Here is an 18,877-nt window from a genome sequence, read left to right as displayed (position 1 = left end):
AGACCCGATGACCTAACCTTTAGAACCCGTTGCCGTCAACGCGGCGTTCAACCTTGCCCAGCCAGCGAAAACCCGCTAGGGCGCGTGCATCGAACGAAGGGGAAAAACCATGCAAGCGCCAAAGAAAGTTGTGCTCGCTTATTCAGGCGGTCTCGATACCTCAATCATTCTTAAATGGCTGCAAACGGAATACGGCTGCGAAGTTGTGACATTCACCGCCGATCTCGGTCAGGGCGAAGAGTTGGAGCCTGCGCGCAAGAAAGCAGAGATGATGGGTGCGACAGACATCTACATCGAAGATCTGCGCGAAGAGTTTGTACGCGATTTCGTGTTTCCGATGTTCCGCGCAAATGCGGTTTACGAAGGGCTTTACCTTCTTGGCACTTCCATTGCCCGCCCACTGATCTCGAAACGGCTGGTAGAAATTGCCGAGGAAACCGGAGCCGATGCGGTTGCACACGGGGCTACGGGCAAGGGCAATGATCAGGTCCGCTTTGAGCTTGCAGCCTACGCGCTGAACCCCGAAATCAAGGTGATCGCACCGTGGCGGGAATGGGATTTGTCCAGCCGGACAAAGCTGATTGATTTTGCCGAAAAGAACCAGATCCCCATTGCCAAGGACAAACGCGGCGAAGCGCCCTTTAGCGTTGATGCGAACCTGCTGCACACCTCATCAGAAGGCAAAGTGCTCGAAGACCCTGCCGTCGACGCGCCGGATTATGTCTACCAGCGCACGGTAAACCCGGAAGATGCCCCCGACACACCGGAATATGTCGAGGTGGGTTTTGACAAGGGCGATGCAGTCTCTATTAACGGCAAAACCATGTCCCCTGCTGCTATCCTCACCAAGTTGAACGAACTGGGCGGCAAGCATGGATGCGGACGGCTTGATCTGGTTGAGGGCCGCTTTGTTGGCATGAAATCGCGGGGCATCTACGAGACACCCGGCGGCACCCTGCTGCTTGAGGCGCACCGTGCCATCGAAAGCATCACACTTGATCGCGGCGCAATGCACTTGAAGGACGAGCTGATGCCGCGCTATGCCGAGCTGATTTACAACGGTTTCTGGTTCAGCCCGGAGCGCACGATGCTGCAGGCCGCCATCGACGAAAGTCAGACGCATGTGACAGGCACCGTTCGCCTGAAGCTTTACAAGGGGCATGTTCGCACTGTTGGCCGTTGGTCAGATCACAGCCTGTATTCCGAGGCGCATGTGACGTTCGAGGATGACGCGGGGGCTTACGATCAGAAGGATGCGGCAGGCTTCATTCAGCTGAACGCCCTGCGCCTAAAGCTTTTGGCTGCACGCGATCGGCGCATGAAATGATGACACTTGCAGAGATTGCCCAGCGCATCCAGCGCGGTCTCGACAAGAGACCGCTGGACAATTCGCTGAAGTTTGATTGCGGAGCAGATGGGATGCTGACGCTGGCAGGCAGCGAGGCGACATTGGCGGATCACCCGGCCGACTGCACGATCGGTATTTCTACGGCCAACCTCGAAAAGCTGATCGCAGGCAAGCTCAATCCGGTCACAGCTTTTGCTACCGGCAAGTTGAAAGTCTCCGGTGACATGTCAGTGGCGCTGAAACTCGGTAAACTGCTCGGTTAAATCTTGCTGCGGGCCAATTTTTCATAAGCGGGTATCGCGGCGCGCAGCAACTCCGCATATCGACCGTTCAGTTCGGGCAGCGGCCCTTCTGCGCCTGCAAACCCTTTTGATCGATGCACAGCCCCGTACCAATGCGCGGCCCAGACACCATCGTACGGGCGAGGGCCCTCTTGCCATGACAGCATGGCCGGATCAAACGGCAGGCCGATAGTTGCGCACAGCTTGCGCAGCGCAGCTTCAGGGTTTTGGCGAATGTCATAGCTGTCGATCACGGCACCGCCAATCTGATCGTAAAGCTGCATCTGCTGCTGAAAGCCGATTTCTTCCAGGGTAACTTCAGGCCATTTTGCCGCGTAACTGGCGATTACTCGTGCGGGGTGGCGGATCAGGTGAACATTGACGCACTCTTTAGTCCACTCCATTGGAAAACCGGGCTCCATGTGGTGCGGCATATGCTTCATATAAAGATGCGGTGTTTCCAACGGGCCAAGGCATGCAGAGGCAACTTTCGCCGGATCGGTCTCGTGCCGCGCAAGGATTTCGTCGCGCATCGGATGGTCGTTGCCCGTGGCGGCCAGAAAAGGCGCATAGAATGGCTCGTCCATCACGGTGAAATCGTCACGGGCCGCAAAACTGTACATCATCGCTGTCGACAGATTCCGCGGCCCAGACCACATTGCGATGCGCATAACGCCCCTCCTTGTGTTTCAAACGGCGCGCTGCACGCCGCGCATTGTTTCAAAACACGGTAGAAACCCCGCATCGTAATGCCAAGGCTGTAAACAGAAATCACCACCGCGTGAGATCACACGGACCTTAATTGCTGTTCGCGCGTTTGATCAGCAAAGTTGCTCCAAAGGAGAATTACGATGACACATGTTTACACACTGAAGTCCGTGGCTCTTGCAGGTATGATCGCACTGGGCCTGATCGCACAGGGAAAAGCAGCAAAAGCGGCTGAGTTAGAGACGCTTACGGTTGCTGGTGGATGCTTTTGGTGCGTCGAATCAGATTTTGAGAAAGTGCGCGGCGTCAAAGAGGTCGTGTCGGGCTTTACCGGGGGAACGGTCGAGAATCCGACGTACAAACAGGTCGTGGCAGGCGGGACCGGCCACTATGAGGCAGTACAAATTCAGTTTGACCCATCCGTGGTCAGCGAAGAAGCGCTATTGTCGATGTTTTTCCGGTCTGTCGATCCGACCGACGCGGGTGGTCAGTTCTGTGACCGCGGCGACGCCTACCGAACCGCGATCTTCCCAAACTCGGTAGAGCAGGCAAACGCTGCAAAGCAAGCAAAGGCAGAAGCACAGAACGCATTGGGCGAGACAGTCGTCACGCCTATTCTGAATGCCAGCCCGTTCTATCCAGCCGAGGCCTACCATCAGGATTATTACAAAGGCAGCAAGATTGTTCTGACAAGGTTTGGGCCAAAACGGCAGTCCAAAGCATATGAAGCGTATCGCAACGCATGTGGCCGCGACCAGCGGGTCAAAGAGCTTTGGGGAGATGCCGCGCCCTTTACTGGCAGCTAGACCTAGCCCAGACGCAGGTCCTGAATCTCTTTGAGGTCCGGGATCACATCCGCCGCGCCAAGGCGTGTCACCATCAGCGCACCGGCCCGCATTGCCAGATCAATGGCCTGCGCCATTGGCGCGCCCCGGTCAAGTCCAGCGATCAGATAGCCGGTGAATGTGTCGCCGGCGCCGGTTGTATCCACCGGTTCGGCGGGATGCGCGGCAAAGTCTTTTGGTGCCTCGCCTTTTTTGAACCACCGGCATCCTTGCGCACCCATCGTGACGACAACTTCAAGAACGGGCAAATCCTCAATATCAGAGCCTGTTGCAGCGCTCAGTTGCGCCGCCTCAACCTCGTTCAGGATCAGCAAATCGAGGTCGTCCATCACCGCGCGCACCGCATCGGCATCAAAAGGTGCTGCCGCATAAACCACCCGCAATCCGAGGTCTCGCGCCATCCTGACCGCTTCTGCCTGTGCGTTGGTTTCATTCTGCGTGATGAAGGTGTCCCCCGCACAAGCTTCGGATAATGCCTGCCCCAACGCATCCTGCGTGATCTCACCATTCGCACCGGGATAGAGGACGATGGCATTTTCGCCTGCATCATCGACACAGATGTTTGCGTGACCGGTCGGTGCATCCACCATTGCGATAAACCGAGTATCCACTCCGTATTCCATCAACCGCTCTGCCGCCCAGCGCCCGTCGCTGCCAACTGCGCCAATGTGGACAACACGCGCCGCCGCTCGGGCCGCAGCCACGGACATGTTGGTGCCCTTGCCGCCTAGTCCACGCGTCATTTCTGTTGCGGCGAGCGTTTCGCCCGGTGCAACCAGATGCGGTACCCGATAGACCACATCAATGTTAATTGACCCCAGATTGTATATCGCCATCAGCCAACCCGACAGGCTGCGAGAACGGCCATGTTGAGGATGTCATTCGCCGTCGAAACGGTGGAGCAGATTTGAATTGAGCCGTCGACACCCGCGAGTATGGGGCCGATTACAGTGGCGCCGGCCATTTCCTGCATCAGCTTCACCGAAATACTGGCGGAGTGTCGCGCAGGAACAACCAGAATATTTGCAGGCCCGGTCAACCGAGAGAACGGATAGTTCTCTTGCGCTTTCAGGTTCATTGCGACGTCGACGGTCATCTCACCTTCGTATTCAAAGGTAACGCCACGGGCATCCAGCACTTCTGACGCGCGGGCCATTTTTGTGGCGCGCTCTGAAACAGGGTATCCGAAGGTCGAAAAGCTGACGAAAGCGACACGTGGTTCCAGACCCATATTTCTGGCCACAGTCGCTGCGCGTTCTGCAATATCGGCCAGATCATTCTCATCCGGCCACTCCTGTACCAATGTGTCGGCTATGAATACGATCCGGCCGCGGTGCAAGATCGCGGTGATCCCCGCCGCGCCACTGCCGACGTCTGCGTCAAACACATGGTTGATCCGGTCCATGATGTGAGCTGACTTGCGTGTCGCCCCGGTCACCAAACCATCCCCATGGCCATGCGCGAGCATCAAAGCAGAGAATACATGCCGGTCTCTCGCGGCCAGACGGTGCACATCCTGCACGTCAAAACCACCACGTTGGAGCCTGTTATAAAGAAAATCTTTATACTGATCGAGATGCGTAGTATTGGCTGCATTGACAACCTCAATCTCGCGCACCGCCTCGGCCATCCCCGCTTCTTCGAGCTTCTTGCGCACGTCTTCCTGACGTCCGACGACAAGCGCCTTGCCGAATCCTGACCGCTGGTATGTGACCGCCGCCCGCAGCACTCGCGGATCGTCACCCTCGGCAAAGATCATGCGCGCCTGATTTGCACGTGCGCGCGCATTGATACCGCGCAAAATGCTGGCCGTCGGGTCCATGCGTCCGCGCAGTGACACTTCGTAAGCATCCATATCGATGATGGGCCTGCGCGCGGCACCTGTATCCATGCCCGCCTTGGCAACCGCCGGCGGCACCCGGTGGATCAGCCGTGGATCAAAAGGAGTTGGAATAATGTAGTCACGACCAAAACTCAGCGACTTTCCGTAGGCCAGTGCAACTTCATCCGGAACATCCTCGCGTGCAAGCTTCGCCAATGCGTGGGCACAAGCGATCTTCATCTCGTCGTTAATCGCGCGCGCGTTGATGTCCAGCGCACCCCTGAACAGGTAGGGAAAGCCCAAAACGTTATTCACCTGATTGGGATAGTCGCTCCGCCCTGTGGCAACAATCGCGTCCGGACGCACCTCATGCGCATCTTCTGGCGTGATTTCCGGATCAGGGTTGGCCATGGCAAAAATCACCGGATTTTCCGCCATGCTTTCGACCATCTCTTGGGTGACAGCGCCCTTGACCGACACCCCAAGAAAAACATCCGCCCCTTTCATCGCTTCTTCCAGTGTGCGCATTTCAGTGGCGACAGCGTGCCCTGATTTCCACTGGTTCATCCCTTCGGACCGCCCTTGGTAAATCACACCCTTGGTGTCGCACATGATGCAGTTCTGGTGCCCCGCACCCATAGCCTTGAGCAACTCGAGACAGGCAATCCCCGCAGCCCCTGCACCATTAAGCACTATCCGGACATCCTCGATCTTCTTTCCCGAGATATGAAGCGCATTGATCAGCCCCGCGGCGCAAATCACAGCTGTGCCATGCTGGTCGTCGTGGAAGACGGGAATATCCATCTCTTCCTTAAGCCGCTGTTCAATGATGAAGCACTCAGGCGCCTTGATGTCTTCTAGGTTGATACCGCCAAAAGTAGGCCCCATCAGTTTGACCGCGCGGCAGAACTCGTCGGGATCTTCTGTGTCCAGTTCAATGTCGATGGAGTTTACGTCTGCGAACCGTTTGAACAAAACGGCCTTGCCTTCCATTACCGGCTTGGACGCCAGCGCCCCGAGATTGCCCAAACCCAAAACCGCCGTGCCGTTAGAAATCACCGCGACGAGGTTGCCCTTGGTCGTATAATCATAAGCCGTCTCGGGATTTTCCGAAATCGCCTCGCACGGCACGGCGACACCCGGCGAGTAGGCAAGACTGAGATCACGCTGCGTGGTCATCGGCACCGTCGCCGTCACCTCGAACTTTCCAGGTGTCGGTTCAAGGTGAAACGCAAGCGCTTCTTCTGGCGTTACACGGTTCTTTGACATGCGGTTCCTCCCTTACCCGACTCTATTGCTCATAGCGGTCAGCCGCCCCGCAAACAACTGCCCAGCAACAGGTTTAGCGCCAACACCGACGGCCAACACCTCTTTCAACCAGATAGAGTGTGGAGTATCGTTCCCGGACACCAGATCAGGGGGAGACTATGAGCGATCCGCGCTCTGCCGTGACGCCAATGATGGCGCAATATCTCGAGATCAAAGATCGCCATGCTGATGCGCTGTTGTTTTACCGCATGGGCGACTTCTACGAGATGTTTTTTGATGACGCGGTCGCCGCAGCAGAAGCCCTCGATATCGCGCTGACCAAGCGTGGCAAGCATGACGGCAGCGATATTCCCATGTGCGGCGTGCCCGTTCACGCCGCAGAAGGCTACCTTCTGACGCTCATCCGGAAAGGTTTTCGCGTAGCCGTGTGCGAGCAATTGGAAAGCCCGGCAGAGGCAAAAAAACGCGGTTCGAAATCAGTGGTAAAACGCGATGTCGTGCGTCTGGTCACCCCCGGCACGCTGACCGAAGAGTCTTTGCTCGAAGCGCGGCGCCATAACTACCTTGCCGCATACGCTCAAGCACGAGACGCACAGGCATTGGCTTGGGTGGATATATCCACCGGTGCTTTCCATGTGATGTCCCTGTCGCAGGCGCGCCTCGGTCCAGAACTCGCGCGACTGGCCCCCTCCGAGTTGATCGTATCAGACAGTCTTGAACCCGAATTGCGCCCAATCTCCGAAGATTTCCGCGTGGCGCTTACACCGCTGGCGCGGTCCACCTTCGACAGCACCGGTGGCGAGCAACGCCTGTGCGATCTCTTCGGGGTCGATACACTGGACGCTTACGGCAGTTTCTCCCGCGCAGAAATTGCTGCCATGGGCGCCACGCTTCAATACCTTGATATTACGCAAAAAGGTAAGCTCCCGCTCCTTGCGCCACCCCGAAAAGAATCCGAGGCACGCACGGTCCAGATCGACGCCGCGACCAGACGCAATCTGGAACTGACCGAAGCGCTGTCCGGCGGACGCGCCGGGTCTTTGCTGGCTGTTATGGACCGAACGGTCACAGCCGCGGGCGGGCGCCTGTTGTCTCAGCGGTTGTCCAGCCCATCACGCGATCTGCAAACTGTACTCGACCGCCTCGACAGCGTGGCTTTTGCTGCAGAAAACGCCGCGTTTCGCGACGGTTTGCGCGAGGCACTACGCAAGGTGCCCGATCTGGATCGCGCCCTGTCGCGGCTTTCACTCGACCGTGGCGGGCCTCGTGATCTTGCCGCGATTCGAAACGGCCTGACAGAGGCAGCAGTACTGCACACTGATTTGTCGGGCCACGACATGCCACAGGTTTTGTCAGACGCAATCCGTGATCTGGCAGGGCACGACACCCTGTGCGATCATCTGGACGCGGCCCTTATTGCCGAACCTCCCCTTTTGGCGCGGGATGGTGGCTTTATCGCGGCAGGTTACGATGCAGACCTCGACGAAGCCCGGGACCTGCGCGATAAGGGCCGTGGCGTAATTGCGGAAATGCAGCAGGCTTTCGTCTCTGAAACAGGGATTTCCTCGCTAAAGATCAAACACAATAATGTTCTCGGCTACTTCATCGAAACAACCGCAACCCATGCGGACAAGATGCTGTCGCCGCCGCTTTCCGAAACATTCATTCACCGCCAGACAACCGCCAACCAAGTTCGCTTTACAACGGTCGCCCTGTCAGAACTGGAAACAAAAATCCTGAATGCCGGCGCGCGGGCATTGCAAATTGAAAAAGGGCTGTTTGACACGTTGCGCACAGCCGTGCTCGAAGCCGCCGCGCGCATCGCGCAAACGGCAGCAGCACTTGCCACGCTCGATCTCGTCAGCAGCCTCGCGCAGCTTGCCGTCGCCGAAGACTGGGTGCGTCCGAAAGTTGACGACAGCCGTGCCTTTGCGATCACCGGTGGTCGCCACCCCGTTGTCGAACACAGCCTGCGTCAACAATCCGGGGAAGCATTCATCGCCAATGACTGCGACCTCTCGGCCGATCCGGGGGAGGCACAGATCTGGCTGCTCACAGGTCCGAACATGGCGGGCAAATCGACGTTTCTGCGTCAAAACGCGCTGATTGCGCTGCTTGCACAAATGGGCAGTTTCGTACCTGCCCGCGCGGCACATATCGGTCTGGTCAGCCAGCTGTTCAGCAGGGTTGGTGCCTCTGACGACCTCGCGCGCGGACGATCCACCTTCATGGTCGAAATGGTCGAAACAGCCGCCATCCTCAACCAGGCGGATGCCCACGCACTGGTGATCCTCGATGAAATCGGCCGCGGCACCGCCACCTATGATGGTCTGTCCATCGCCTGGGCCACGCTGGAACACCTGCATGACGTCAATGCGTCCCGTGCGCTTTTCGCGACGCATTACCATGAGATGACCGCGCTTTCTGGCAAGCTCAAAGGTGTCTCGAACGCCACCGTTGCGGTCAAAGAATGGGAAGGCGAAGTGATTTTCCTGCACGAAGTGCGCAAAGGCGCAGCCGATCGCTCATATGGGGTTCAGGTTGCCCAGCTTGCCGGCTTGCCAGGCAGCGTTATCGCCCGCGCCCGCGTCGTTCTTGACGCGCTGGAAAAAGGTGAACGGGAGGGTGGTGCGACGCAAAAGACACTCATAGACGATCTGCCGCTGTTCTCCGCGACCCCGCCACCGCCACCTGCGCCCCCCAAATCCTCTGCGCTCGAAGATGCGCTCGCCGAAATCTATCCGGACGAACTCACCCCAAAACAGGCGCTTGATCTGGTTTATAAACTGAAAGAAGCGGCCAGGTCCTGACCGCTCCTTCACTTTGCCAGATAAACTCCCCCCGGAGGGCCGCTCTCCACCCGCGCCTAACTGGCCGGTGTTGACGACACTCCGACCTGTGCAGGGCGCAAAAGACGGTCGTGCAACATGAACCCTTCAGCGGCGACCTGAATGATGTCCCCTGCCTTGGTATCGGGAACCGGTGCCTCGAACATCGCCTGATGCAATTTGGGGTCGAATTTGTCACCAACTTCGGGTGCGATGATCTCAATGCCGTGCTTTTTGAAGACACTCAAAAGCTCGCGCATGGTCAGTTCGATCCCTTCGATCAACGCGGCGTTCGCCTGCCTTTGCTCGTCGGTCACAGTGTCCAGCGCGCGTTTCATATTGTCATAAACAGGAAGAATATCGCGGCTCAGTTTCGAACCACCATAGTTCTCGGCCTCACGGCGATCCCGTTCAGAGCGTTTCCGCGCGTTTTCGGCATCCGCCAGCGCGCGCATGAAACGGTCCTTGTATTCATCCCGTTCGGCACGGAGCGCATCCAACTCCAGCGCCTCGTCCGCGATATCCTCAATCTCTTCAGCATAAGCTTCCGCTTCTGCCTCTTCGATATCATCCAGAAATTCGTTTTCTTTTGGCTCAGCCATTCTTCACCTCTAACTCCGGTCGGATATCAGTTTGCCAACCAGTTGTGCCGTGTAATTCACAATCGGCACAATACGTCCATAGTTCAGTCGTGTCGGACCAATGACACCCACGGCACCAATGATCTTTCGATCAGCGTTCATATATGGGGAAACCACCAGAGAGGAACCCGAAAGTGAAAAAAGTTTGTTTTCTGACCCAATAAAAATGCGCACGCCGTCGCCTTCTTCGGCTAATTCCAGAAAATCGGCGATGTCACGCTTGCGCTCAAGGTCGTCAAACAATCGGCGAATACGCTCGAGGTCCTCTGTTTCTCCATCACCCGACAGCAGATTCGACCGCCCGCGCACGATCAGCCGTTCAATCTGCTCACCTTCTCCTTCCCATACCGCAAGCCCGCTTTCCACCAACTCTCTCGCCAGAACGTCAATCTCCTGACGCCGGCCTGCGATTTCTCGCGCTATGATGGTCTGCAAGTCACCAATGGTGTGCCCCTCGATCAGACCATTGAGAAAATTGGCGGCTTCGCGCATCGAGGATGGCGTCTGACCGGGTGGCGGAGAGAACAACCGGTTCTCCACATGGCCGTCTGCAAAAACCAGCACGACCAGCGCGCGTTCCGGCGAGAGCGCCACAAACTCTATATGTTTGATGGGTGCTTCGCGTTTTGGCGTCAGCACCAGCGAAGCGCCCTGCGTCACGCCAGACAAAGCCGATCCAACGCGGTCGAGAACGCCGCTCACATCCTCGGCGTTCGAGGTCATCGTGGCATCGATCCGGTCCCGGTCACTGTCCGTCAGATCGCCCACCTCCATCAATCCGTCCACGAACATCCGCAGACCAAGCTGAGTAGGGACACGCCCGGCACTCACATGCGGGCTGTCCAGCAGGCCCAGATACTCCAGATCCTGCATCACATTGCGGATCGTGGCCGCAGATACCTTTTCGCTGAAATCCCGGGTCAGGGTACGCGATCCGACGGGCAACCCGTCTTCAAGATACCCTTCAACCACCCGACGGAATACTTCACGCGAGCGGTCATTCATTTCACCAAGGATATTCGGTACGTCGTTCATCGCATTCCTTTATCACACGCCATTGAATAAAAGCACAGCGGGTGGAAAATTCAATCGGGCTTGCATCACGCGTCGTCCGCCCGTATCGACGATGCACTCAGCAAAAAGGATAGTCCATGCGCCCCTCCGGTCGAGACCTCAACGAAATGCGGACTGTTTCCATCGAAACAGGTTTTACCAAACATGCCGAAGGATCGGCGCTCATCAAGATGGGCGATACCCATGTGTTGTGTACCGCAACGATCGAAGATCGCGTACCGCCGTTCATCAAAGGGTCGGGTCTGGGATGGGTCACTGCGGAATACGGCATGCTGCCGCGCGCAACGAACACGCGAATGCGCCGCGAAGCCGCCGCGGGCAAGCAAGGTGGCCGAACTGTCGAAATCCAGCGCCTTATCGGCCGAAGCCTGCGCGCGGGCGTGGATCGGGTTGCCTTGGGCGAACGTCAGATCACCGTTGACTGTGACGTGTTGCAGGCGGACGGCGGCACCCGTTGTGCGTCCATCACCGGGGGCTGGGTTGCGCTCAAGCTTGCAGTGAACAAACTTCTAAAAGCTGGTGATATTTCCGCGGATCCGCTGGTCGATCCTGTTGCAGCAATCAGCTGTGGCATCTACGCAGGGCAGCCCGTGCTCGATCTGGATTATCCGGAAGATTCCGAGGCAGGCGTTGATGGCAACTTTATCATGACCGGTTCAAAACAGTTGATCGAGGTCCAGATGAGTGCGGAGGGCGCTACCTATTCCCGCGATCAGATGAACGCGCTAATGGACCTTGCAGAAAAAGGCGTAAGCGAACTGGTTTTGGCACAAAAGGCGGCCACCGAATGACGCGACGGTTCGACGGCTCCCGCCTTTTGGTGGCAACCCATAATGCCGGCAAGCTGGAAGAATTGCAGCAGCTCTTTGCGCCCTACGGTGTCGACGTGGTGGGCGCCGCTGAGATGAAACTGGAAGAGCCCGAAGAAACTGAAGATACATTCGAAGGAAACGCCCGAATCAAGGCTCGGGCTGCTGTTGCCGCAACTGGCTTACCCGCGCTTGCCGACGATTCTGGGATCATGGTTGATGCTTTGGACGGTGCTCCGGGCGTGTACACCGCTGACTGGGCAGAGACTCCGAACGGGCGTGACTTCTTGATGGCGATGACCAAAACCCATGACAAGCTTGAAGCGGTAAACGCGCCCCACCCGCGACGCGCAAGCTTTAACGCAACAATGGTTCTGGCCTGGCCGGACGGCCATGAAGAAATCTTCGTCGGCAAGGTAAGTGGTACGCTTGTCTGGCCCATACGGGGGCGTACGGGTCACGGGTATGACCCGATGTTTCAACCGGAAGGGTACGACAAGACTTTTGCGGAAATGGAGCCGTCAGAAAAAAATCGCATCAGCCACCGGGCCGATGCATTTGAGAAACTGATCGCGGGTTGTTTTGGCTGACGATTGGGAAAACGGCGGTTTTGGCCTGTACATCCACTGGCCGTTTTGTGAGGCCAAATGCCCCTACTGCGATTTCAACAGCCACGTCACACGGCATGTTGACCAAACTGCATGGTGCACGGCCTATCTGACCGAACTGCAGCGTGCTGCGCGTGAAACGCAAGGCCGCGTGCTACGTTCGGTTTTCTTCGGTGGCGGGACACCCAGCCTGATGGATCCTGAAACGGTTGCGCAAGTGATCCGCGAAATTCGCTCGGCATGGCCGGTCGCCAATGATCTGGAAATCACGCTTGAAGCCAATCCCGGATCTGTCGAGGCTGGCCGTTTTCGTGCGTATCGAGACGGCGGTGTCAACCGGATATCAATGGGCGTGCAAGCGCTGAACGACGAAGACCTACGGCGTTTGGGTCGACTTCACTCGGTGGCAGAGGCGCGCACGGCTTTCGATATCGCCCGAGCAACCTTTGATCGCGTCAGCTTCGACCTGATCTATGCACGGCAGGACCAGACCCGCGCTGCGTGGAAGACCGAGTTACAAGAAGCACTGTCCATGGCGGTCGACCACCTGTCGCTGTACCAGTTGACCATCGAACAGGGCACAGCCTTTGGCGATCGCTATAACGCGGGCAAGCTAAAAGGCCTGCCGGGCGAAGATTTGGGCGCAGACCTTTTTGACATGACCCAAGACATCTGTGCAGATGCCGGCATGCCGGCCTACGAGGTTTCAAACCACGCGCGCGACGGGGCACAATCGCGACACAACCTCGTCTACTGGCGGTACGGTGATTACGTGGGGATTGGCCCAGGCGCCCACGGAAGGCTCACACTAAACGGACAACGCTTTGCGACAGAGGCCTACGGAAATCCGGCCCGGTGGTTGTCGCCTCCTCAAGGGGCAAGTCGTGAAAAACCTCGGCAGGCGCTCACAGCAGAAGATCAGGCCAGTGAAATGCTACTCATGGGACTTCGCCTAAAGGAAGGTGTAGACCTGAACCGCTACGCAGCATTGGCAGGTGATGGTCTGCCAGAGCGCGCGATTTCCGACCTTGAAGAAATTGGGATGATCACATCCACAAGCGATAGATTAACTGTTACAAATCAAGGGTTTAGCGTTTTAAATGCTGTGATCGCAAAACTGCTGGGCGGTTAAGAGCCGCTGAGGATGCGACAAAGCTCATCCAGCTCTTCAAGGCTGCTGTAATTCAGCACAACCTGACCTTCCTCGCTGTCAGCTTTGTGGTTAATCGCTACTTTCATCCCCAGAGCCGCTGACAAGTCGCCTTCGAGGGCCTTGGTATCCGCGTCTTTTTCAGCGGCAGGCTTCTTGGGCTTGTCTCCCTCAAAGATGTTGCCATCACCTTTGGATTGTTGCTTCTTCACCAAAGCTTCTGCGGCACGAACAGACAGACCACCCTTGATGATCTGCTGAGCCAATTTCAACGGATCGTCAGCGGGCACGAGCGCACGCGCATGCCCCGCGCTCAGATCACCCCCGCGCACCATTTCCAGAACGGCTTCGGGAAGATTCAACAGCCGCAGCAGGTTTGCGATATGGCTGCGGCTCTTGCCCAACGCCTCTGCCATTTTTTCCTGTGTATGGCCAAACCGCTCCATAAGCTGCTTGTAGCCTGCCGCCTCTTCGACGGGGTTCAGATCAGCCCGCTGAATGTTTTCGATGATCGCAACTTCGAGAACCTCTACATCGGTAAAATCCCGAACCAGCACAGGAATCTCATGCAGTTGGGCACGCTGAGCGGCACGCCAGCGCCGCTCCCCCGCAACAATCTCGTACGCATCACGACCCACCGGGCGAACAATCAATGGCTGGATGATGCCCTTTTCCTGAATTGACGCGGTCAGATCATCAAGGTCTTCATCTGCAAACCGCTTCCTGGGTTGATCCGGATTGGGAGAGACCTGTTCGATTGGCACACTACGATCCGCTGATGCCGGCCCTGCACTGGCCGTCTGCTCGGTTTCCGCAACATCTGACATCAAGGCCGACAGCCCCCGTCCCAGCCCGCGCTTGCGATCAATTCCCTCCGCCATATTCTGCTCCTCTACGCGACTTTGACTTTGTTCTTCATGATGACTTCTCCCGCCAACGCACGATAGGCTTCGGCTCCTTTGGATGTGGTATCATAGGTGAGTACCGGCATCGCGAAAGACGGTGCTTCGCTCAGGCGCACATTGCGTGGAATCACTGTCTGAAACACCAGATCACCCAGATTATCCCGCGCGTCTTGTTCTACCTGAAGGGACAAGTTGTTGCGTGCATCATACATGGTCAGCACAATACCTTCGATTCTCAGATCCTTGTTACCGGTCTGGCGCACTTCCCGCACGGTCAACATCAATTGTGACAATCCCTCAAGCGCAAAAAATTCACTTTGCAGCGGGACGAGCACGGAATGAGCAGCAATCATCGCGTTGACCGTCAGCAAATTCAGCGATGGCGGGCAATCGATCAGGATGTAATCCAATTCAAACGCGTCCATCTGCATTTGGCGCAGGGCATCATGCAGAAGAAAGCTGCGCTTTTCATTCGACATCAACTCCAGATCAGCTGAACTGAGGTCTGTTGTCGCCGGAATGATCATCAAATCTGGCGTAACTGTCGGTATTACAACAGATTTCAGATCAACGTCTTCCAACAGCAAATCATAGGTGGTGAAGGTCCGGTCTTCCATCTCGACACCCAACCCAGTGGATGCGTTGCCCTGTGGATCAAGATCAACCACCAAAACCCGCTTGCCCGCCTCGGCGAGTGCTGCTGCAAGATTGATCGCCGTTGTCGTCTTGCCTACACCGCCTTTTTGGTTGGCGACCGCGATAATTTTCGGCCCTTCGGGACGCGACAGATCAGACACGCTCGATATCCTTTATTTCCAGTATTGCTGCATCAGGATTTGTTTTACTTGTATGCGCGTCGCACTGGAAAGACCACAATTCTGATGCGATTTGCACCTCTTTTTCCCAAGTCGCCCCTTTCATGAACAGCGCAGTGCCATTCTTATTCAAATGGCGATCCGCAAACCCCAAAAGATCTGTCAGATCAGCAAGCGCACGCGCTGACACCACATCTGCCCCTTGCGGGCTTACATCTTCCACGCGCTGAACAACGACTTTTGCATTCAACTCAAGCTCGCGAATGACTGTCCGCAGAAAAGCTGCTTTTCTCTGATCGCTTTCGATCATTATCACATGCCGGTCTGGCGCCGTTTCGTGAGACAGGATTGCAATGACCAAGGCCGGAAACCCGCCTCCACTACCGATATCTACCCAGACCTTTCCATGAACGGGCAACATCATTATCTGTGCGGAATCCCATATATGGCGGATCCAGAGATCAGATATACTGGATTTTGATACCAGATTGATCCGTGCGGTCCACTTCACAACCAGGTCATGGTATTCTGTCAGCCGCTCCAATGTTTCACGTGAAACATTCAAACCTTCGAAAGGCGGCTGCGTCATGACGCGCGTTTCTTGGCTTGCTGGCGTAATTTTGCGAGGATCAAAGTCAGAGCCGCCGGAGTCATCCCATCGATCCGGCCGGCCTGCGCCAGATTTCCCGGCCGTGTCGCTTCAAGCTTGGCCTTTAGTTCATTAGAAAGCCCATCAATACCGGCATAGGTAAAGCCTTCGGGAATAACATGTGCTTCATCCTTGCGAAGCAGTGCAATATCCTTGGCCTGCCTTTCGATGTAATTGGAGTAGAGCGCCTCTCGCGACATCTGCAGGGCGATATCATCGTCCAACACTCCAAATTCAGGATCCAGCTTTGAAATCTCGGCGAAACTGACGTTTGGAAACGCAAGTAATTGAAATGCCGTCCGCCTTGTCCCGTCTTGGTTAACGGATATTCCAGCAGCTTTCGCTTGCGAGGGTGTGAACGTCTCGGAAGTCAGCAGAGATTTCGCCTGTTCCAGCGCCTCCAGTTTTTCCCCGAATTGCGTCTTTCTGTCTTCTGATACGCAGCCAAGCTCAATCCCGAGCGGCGTCAAGCGCTGATCTGCATTGTCTGCCCTCAAGGACAAGCGGAACTCTGCGCGTGAGGTAAACATCCTGTACGGCTCGGATACACCGCGGGTCGTCAGATCATCGATCATTACGCCGATATAGCTTTCCGATCGCGAAAAGCGCACTTCATCACGGCCCAAAGCGCCGCTGGCAGCATTCAATCCGGCCACCAATCCCTGCGCTGCGGCCTCTTCATAGCCAGTTGTTCCATTGATCTGACCAGCCAGATACAAGCCTTTTACGTCTCGTAATCGCAACGTGGCGTCAAGCGCTCTGGGATCAACGTAATCATATTCAATTGCATATCCGGGTTGGAGGATCACAGCGCCTTCCAAGCCATAAATTGAATGTACATACTCCAGCTGCACATCTTCAGGCAACGACGTCGAAATTCCGTTCGGGTAAACTGTATTTGTCGTCAGGCCTTCCGGCTCAAGGAAAATCTGGTGCGACGTTTTATCCGAAAATCTGACAATCTTGTCCTCAATAGACGGGCAATATCGAGGGCCAACGCCGTCAATATGGCCGCCGTACATCGCAGACTTCGCCAGATTATTGCGAATTATGTCGTGAGTTGTCTCGTTGGTATGAGTAATGCCGCAACTCACCTGCCGTGCATAAACACCCTTTGACATAAAAGAAAATAGTGTTGGCTCATCATCTCCCGGCTGATCATCCAGCAGATCCCACTTGATGGTCGTGCCATCCAGTCGAGGCGGAGTACCTGTTTTCAACCGTCCCAAGGGCAGATCAAACGCATCTATTCTGTCAGCCAGCTTAACAGATGCCTTGTCGTCAAAACGCCCGCCTGGTCGCGACACGTCCCCGATGTGAATAACGCCCCGCAAAAATGTCCCTGTTGTCAAAACAACGGATTGCGATGGAATTTCAGACCCATCCGCCAGAACAACACCGGATACCATCCCTCGATTCATGATGAAATCAACGGCTTCGCCAACAATTATCTCCAGATTTTCCTGCGCTTCTGTCTCGGCCAGCATTTCCCGTTGATAAATCGCGCGATCAGATTGCGCGCGCGGGCCCTGCACCGCAGGACCTTTTCTTCGATTCAAGAGACGAAATTGGATACCCGCCTTATCCGCCACGCGACCCATGACACCATCCATTGCGTCAATTTCACGAACCAAATGACCTTTACCCAGCCCGCCAATCGCAGGATTGCAAGACATCACGCCAATACCCTCTCGGGTCATTGTCACAAGCGCTGTGCGTGCACCCATGCGCGCTGCAGCATGGGCCGCCTCGCTGCCAGCATGTCCTCCACCTATGACCACGACATCAAATTGTTTCACGTGAAACACTCCTACTTCCCAAGGCAAAAGCTTGCGAAAATTTCATCTAGCAAATTCTCAACGTCGACTCGACCCACCAACATTTCAAGGGCCCTTATAGATCTTCTCAGTTCTTCTGCAGCGATATCATACATATCCGGGCCCTGAGCCAAAACCTGTTGTGCTTCGGTGAGGCCTTGCACCGCTGTAATCATGGCATCCCTGTGCCGCGCATGGGTGGCAATGCCGGCAGAAGCCGCTTTCTTTCCAAGCGTATATTTCAGCTTTTCAATCATTTGCGGGATGCCTTCCCCTGTCACGCCTGAAATCCCATGACTGATGTCTTCAAGAAGGTCGGATTTTGGCGTGACCCGAATATCGTGTGGCTGCATCGCCAGCGGGAGGTCTTCATCCGGACCAATCAGAAAAAGGCGAATGTCTGCATCTTCTGCTCTATTTTTCGCTTTGGAAATACCAATCGATTCTATCTTGTCTTCGCTTTCCCGCAAGCCGGCTGTGTCCAACACCGTGACAGGAAGCCCATCGAGGTCCATACGAACTTCGATGACATCACGGGTAGTACCGGCAATCTCTGACGTTATCGCTGCCTCACGCCCCGCCAGCTTATTCAGCAATGTTGACTTACCGGCGTTAGGAGGACCGACAATCGCAACCTCAAAACCCGTGCGTATTCGTTCAGCGACGAACGAACCTTCAATCTCGCGAGACACCTGCTGATATACATCTGACAAAAGGTCATTGACCTCAGGGCCAACATCCACTGGAACATCTTCATCAGCAAAATCGATGGTGGCCTCCAGCAAAGCTGCCGCGCGTATCAGCTTTGCCCGCCAGTCTTCGACACGATCACCGATAGCACCTGAAAGAACCCGTTGTGCCTGTTTCCGCTGAGCCTCGGTTTCGGCATCGATAAGATCTGCCAATCCCTCTACCTGAGCAAGGTCAAGCCGTCCGTTCGTCAAGGCGCGCCTGGTGAACTCTCCCGGCTCCGCAACGCGCGCCCCACCGGTCGCACCCAAAGCATCCAAGACAGCACGAACGACCGCGACACTGCCATGTACCTGAAGCTCGACAACATCCTCGCCGGTAAAGCTTGCTGGTGCCGGAAACCAAAGGACCAAAGCCTCATCCAGCACAGCATTCTGATCGTCGCGCAATGACCGCACCATCGCGCGACGGGGTGCTGGCATTTCCCCACACAAGGCTGATGCGACGTTACGTGCGTCAGGCCCCGATATGCGAATAACAGAAACCCCCGCACGACCCTGCGCAGTGGCCAAGGCAAATATCGTATCAATCATGTTAACTCACTGTTTTTAAACAATA

Annotated in this window: 17 protein-coding genes; 7 read left to right on the top strand and 10 right to left on the bottom strand. The window is 56.1% G+C overall.

Annotated features, from left to right (window positions below; translation table 11 throughout):
* Positions 1-109: 109 nt before the first annotated feature.
* Together AC2D8V_RS16300 and AC2D8V_RS16295 are read left to right on the top strand one after the other, a co-directional pair.
* Positions 110-1,327 (top strand): argininosuccinate synthase, encoded by a 1,218-nt coding sequence (locus AC2D8V_RS16300; protein ID WP_484734646.1) that lies wholly within the window; start codon positions 110-112, stop codon positions 1,325-1,327.
* Complete coding sequence (locus tag AC2D8V_RS16295; RefSeq protein WP_484734645.1) at positions 1,327-1,611, top strand: SCP2 sterol-binding domain-containing protein; 285 nt, start codon at positions 1,327-1,329, stop codon at positions 1,609-1,611. Before AC2D8V_RS16300 ends, AC2D8V_RS16295 begins: the two co-directional genes overlap by 1 nt.
* Here AC2D8V_RS16295 and AC2D8V_RS16290 read toward each other — a convergent pair.
* Positions 1,608-2,300, bottom strand: coding sequence for a sulfotransferase-like domain-containing protein (locus tag AC2D8V_RS16290; RefSeq protein WP_484734644.1), 693 nt, complete (start codon positions 2,298-2,300; stop codon positions 1,608-1,610). The two genes, AC2D8V_RS16295 and AC2D8V_RS16290, sit on opposite strands and share 4 nt — an antisense overlap.
* A 180-nt stretch (positions 2,301-2,480) precedes the next feature.
* Between AC2D8V_RS16290 and msrA the strand changes: the two genes are divergently transcribed.
* The gene (gene msrA / locus AC2D8V_RS16285; protein WP_484734643.1) at positions 2,481-3,143 is read left to right on the top strand and encodes a peptide-methionine (S)-S-oxide reductase MsrA; all 663 of its coding nucleotides are present in this window, start codon (positions 2,481-2,483) and stop codon (positions 3,141-3,143) included.
* 2 nt (positions 3,144-3,145) lie between these two features.
* On the opposite strand, the gene AC2D8V_RS16280 is transcribed toward msrA, so the two are convergent.
* Together AC2D8V_RS16280 and AC2D8V_RS16275 are read right to left on the bottom strand one after the other, a co-directional pair.
* Positions 3,146-4,018: a ribokinase gene (locus AC2D8V_RS16280; protein ID WP_484734642.1), complete on the bottom strand. Its 873-nt coding sequence runs from the start codon at positions 4,016-4,018 to the stop codon at positions 3,146-3,148.
* On the bottom strand, positions 4,018-6,273 hold the full coding sequence (locus tag AC2D8V_RS16275) for an NADP-dependent malic enzyme (RefSeq protein WP_484734641.1): 2,256 nt from the start codon (positions 6,271-6,273) through the stop codon (positions 4,018-4,020). Before AC2D8V_RS16275 ends, AC2D8V_RS16280 begins: the two co-directional genes overlap by 1 nt.
* A gap of 158 nt (positions 6,274-6,431) precedes the next feature.
* Between AC2D8V_RS16275 and mutS the strand changes: the two genes are divergently transcribed.
* On the top strand, positions 6,432-9,083 hold the full coding sequence (gene mutS / locus AC2D8V_RS16270) for a DNA mismatch repair protein MutS (protein WP_484734640.1): 2,652 nt from the start codon (positions 6,432-6,434) through the stop codon (positions 9,081-9,083).
* A gap of 56 nt (positions 9,084-9,139) precedes the next feature.
* Here the strand turns inward: mutS and AC2D8V_RS16265 are convergent, their stop codons facing one another.
* On the bottom strand, positions 9,140-9,703 hold the full coding sequence (locus tag AC2D8V_RS16265) for a nucleotide exchange factor GrpE (protein ID WP_484734639.1): 564 nt from the start codon (positions 9,701-9,703) through the stop codon (positions 9,140-9,142).
* 9 nt (positions 9,704-9,712) lie between these two features.
* The gene (hrcA, locus tag AC2D8V_RS16260; RefSeq protein WP_484734638.1) at positions 9,713-10,777 is read right to left on the bottom strand and encodes a heat-inducible transcriptional repressor HrcA; all 1,065 of its coding nucleotides are present in this window, start codon (positions 10,775-10,777) and stop codon (positions 9,713-9,715) included.
* A 116-nt stretch (positions 10,778-10,893) separates the two neighbouring features.
* On the opposite strand from hrcA, the gene rph reads away from it, so the two are divergent.
* From rph to hemW, 3 genes are read left to right on the top strand one after another with little or no spacing between them, the layout of a single operon-like run.
* Positions 10,894-11,607: a ribonuclease PH gene (gene rph / locus AC2D8V_RS16255; RefSeq protein ID WP_484734637.1), complete on the top strand. Its 714-nt coding sequence runs from the start codon at positions 10,894-10,896 to the stop codon at positions 11,605-11,607.
* The gene (gene rdgB, locus AC2D8V_RS16250) at positions 11,604-12,215 is read left to right on the top strand and encodes an RdgB/HAM1 family non-canonical purine NTP pyrophosphatase (RefSeq protein WP_484734636.1); all 612 of its coding nucleotides are present in this window, start codon (positions 11,604-11,606) and stop codon (positions 12,213-12,215) included. Before rph ends, rdgB begins: the two co-directional genes overlap by 4 nt.
* A complete protein-coding gene (hemW, locus tag AC2D8V_RS16245) occupies positions 12,208-13,365 on the top strand; it encodes a radical SAM family heme chaperone HemW (RefSeq protein ID WP_484734635.1) in 1,158 nt (385 codons plus the stop codon). Before rdgB ends, hemW begins: the two co-directional genes overlap by 8 nt.
* Here the strand turns inward: hemW and AC2D8V_RS16240 are convergent.
* From AC2D8V_RS16240 to mnmE, 5 genes are read right to left on the bottom strand one after another with little or no spacing between them, the layout of a single operon-like run.
* Positions 13,362-14,264, bottom strand: a complete 903-nt coding sequence (locus AC2D8V_RS16240) for a ParB/RepB/Spo0J family partition protein (RefSeq protein WP_484734634.1) — start codon at positions 14,262-14,264, stop codon at positions 13,362-13,364. The two genes, hemW and AC2D8V_RS16240, sit on opposite strands and share 4 nt — an antisense overlap.
* Positions 14,265-14,275: 11 nt before the next feature.
* Positions 14,276-15,085 (bottom strand): ParA family protein, encoded by an 810-nt coding sequence (locus tag AC2D8V_RS16235; protein ID WP_484734633.1) that lies wholly within the window; start codon positions 15,083-15,085, stop codon positions 14,276-14,278.
* Positions 15,078-15,692 (bottom strand): 16S rRNA (guanine(527)-N(7))-methyltransferase RsmG, encoded by a 615-nt coding sequence (gene rsmG, locus AC2D8V_RS16230; RefSeq protein WP_484734632.1) that lies wholly within the window; start codon positions 15,690-15,692, stop codon positions 15,078-15,080. The genes AC2D8V_RS16235 and rsmG overlap by 8 nt, the downstream gene beginning before the upstream one ends.
* Positions 15,689-17,560: a tRNA uridine-5-carboxymethylaminomethyl(34) synthesis enzyme MnmG gene (gene mnmG / locus AC2D8V_RS16225; protein ID WP_484734631.1), complete on the bottom strand. Its 1,872-nt coding sequence runs from the start codon at positions 17,558-17,560 to the stop codon at positions 15,689-15,691. The genes rsmG and mnmG overlap by 4 nt, the downstream gene beginning before the upstream one ends.
* A 2-nt stretch (positions 17,561-17,562) precedes the next feature.
* On the bottom strand, positions 17,563-18,849 hold the full coding sequence (gene mnmE / locus AC2D8V_RS16220; protein ID WP_484735176.1) for a tRNA uridine-5-carboxymethylaminomethyl(34) synthesis GTPase MnmE: 1,287 nt from the start codon (positions 18,847-18,849) through the stop codon (positions 17,563-17,565).
* Positions 18,850-18,877 lie beyond the last annotated feature (28 nt).

It is taken from the genome of Roseobacter sp. YIN89 (assembly GCF_057219365.1).
The sequence above is the reverse complement of the archived record's forward strand: the minus strand, read 5'-3'. Positions and strand labels throughout refer to the sequence as shown.

What these genes read in the sequence shown, in the direction of transcription:
- AC2D8V_RS16290 (WP_484734644.1), bottom strand. Translation starts at nt 2,300, where the DNA reads ATGCGCATCGCAATGTGGTCTGGGCCGCGGAATCTGTCGACAGCGATG.
- AC2D8V_RS16265 (WP_484734639.1), bottom strand. Translation starts at nt 9,703, where the DNA reads ATGGCTGAGCCAAAAGAAAACGAATTTCTGGATGATATCGAAGAGGCA.
- AC2D8V_RS16295 (WP_484734645.1), top strand. Translation starts at nt 1,327, where the DNA reads ATGACACTTGCAGAGATTGCCCAGCGCATCCAGCGCGGTCTCGACAAG.
- msrA (WP_484734643.1), top strand. Translation starts at nt 2,481, where the DNA reads ATGACACATGTTTACACACTGAAGTCCGTGGCTCTTGCAGGTATGATC.
- rdgB (WP_484734636.1), top strand. Translation starts at nt 11,604, where the DNA reads ATGACGCGACGGTTCGACGGCTCCCGCCTTTTGGTGGCAACCCATAAT.
- AC2D8V_RS16280 (WP_484734642.1), bottom strand. Translation starts at nt 4,018, where the DNA reads ATGGCGATATACAATCTGGGGTCAATTAACATTGATGTGGTCTATCGG.
- AC2D8V_RS16240 (WP_484734634.1), bottom strand. Translation starts at nt 14,264, where the DNA reads ATGGCGGAGGGAATTGATCGCAAGCGCGGGCTGGGACGGGGGCTGTCG.
- AC2D8V_RS16275 (WP_484734641.1), bottom strand. Translation starts at nt 6,273, where the DNA reads ATGTCAAAGAACCGTGTAACGCCAGAAGAAGCGCTTGCGTTTCACCTT.
- rph (WP_484734637.1), top strand. Translation starts at nt 10,894, where the DNA reads ATGCGCCCCTCCGGTCGAGACCTCAACGAAATGCGGACTGTTTCCATC.
- rsmG (WP_484734632.1), bottom strand. Translation starts at nt 15,692, where the DNA reads ATGACGCAGCCGCCTTTCGAAGGTTTGAATGTTTCACGTGAAACATTG.
- AC2D8V_RS16300 (WP_484734646.1), top strand. Translation starts at nt 110, where the DNA reads ATGCAAGCGCCAAAGAAAGTTGTGCTCGCTTATTCAGGCGGTCTCGAT.
- hrcA (WP_484734638.1), bottom strand. Translation starts at nt 10,777, where the DNA reads ATGAACGACGTACCGAATATCCTTGGTGAAATGAATGACCGCTCGCGT.
- mutS (WP_484734640.1), top strand. Translation starts at nt 6,432, where the DNA reads ATGAGCGATCCGCGCTCTGCCGTGACGCCAATGATGGCGCAATATCTC.